The following is an 888-nucleotide window of genomic DNA, read 5'->3' as shown; positions in this document are numbered from 1 at the left end:
TGGCCTGGTCATGAAGAGCTGGTCATGAAGACCTGGTAATGAAGTTGGCTAATTAGGCGTGGGGCAGGGGTCGCCGGTGCGGTCCGTACGGTAAGCATCGCCGCTAGCGCCGTCCGCCAGTTCACTCGATCGCTCTACGTTTTCCCTGATGCGTCTCCTCGTCCCGACCCGATCGCGCCGCACCACAATTCGCCCTTGCCCCTCATTTCGGTTTCCCGGGCGTTCATGCCCGCGCAGGCGCCGTGCATGTCCGGCGTGTCGCGCTGCATGCGCGCCAGCGCCGCACGGGCCAATTCGCTTTGCAGCCAGCCGCCGAAGCAGGCTATCGATCCGGCCACGATGGCCACGCCCATCCACCCGGTTTTTCTCACGCGCATCGTCTGTTTCTGTTCGGCTCATCGGCTACCCGGCCGGCGGCCCGCACGGCGACCGCCGGCGGCGGACTGGGACAAGCCATCATTATCGGCATCGGCGCCGCGCTTCTTTAGATGTGGCGCGGTCGCCGCTATTCGTCGCGCCGTATTGGCGAATTCAGGCGGCGCTATTCACGCGCCTCGTGACGAGTGATTACCGCCATCGCCCGAATCGTTAAATCAATAGGCGCGGGTTAAGATCGCGCGCTGAATTGTCGTTAAACGTTAATAAGCGGATTGGCCGCCTTGCCTTTGACGGGCTCTTTTTCGATGCCGGGCCCGTTCAGCGGCAAAAAAATATTGCTTTGGCGCTATCATCGGTGCTCCCTGCGTTCGCCGGCGAGAGCGGCATGGCAGGCGTATCTGTCTGGAGAAAGTCACCGAGCACCGGTCGCGGGCAAAATGCCGCGCGTTTTTGCGCTCGTCCAACGGCCTTCTGCTAAACGGTGTTGTATATGCATATGATGTTAATGGC

General features: G+C 61.3%; 1 protein-coding gene. It reads right to left on the bottom strand.

The window, feature by feature from the left end; all coding sequences use genetic code 11:
- Positions 1-134: 134 nt before the first annotated feature.
- Positions 135-353, bottom strand: coding sequence for a hypothetical protein (locus tag CIC12_RS05920; RefSeq protein WP_238812396.1), 219 nt, complete (start codon positions 351-353; stop codon positions 135-137).
- Positions 354-888 lie beyond the last annotated feature (535 nt).

Source organism: Paraburkholderia sp. SG-MS1 (genome assembly GCF_012275575.1).
In the GTDB taxonomy this organism is placed as follows: domain Bacteria; phylum Pseudomonadota; class Gammaproteobacteria; order Burkholderiales; family Burkholderiaceae; genus Paraburkholderia.
The sequence above is the reverse complement of the archived record's forward strand: the minus strand, read 5'-3'. Positions and strand labels throughout refer to the sequence as shown.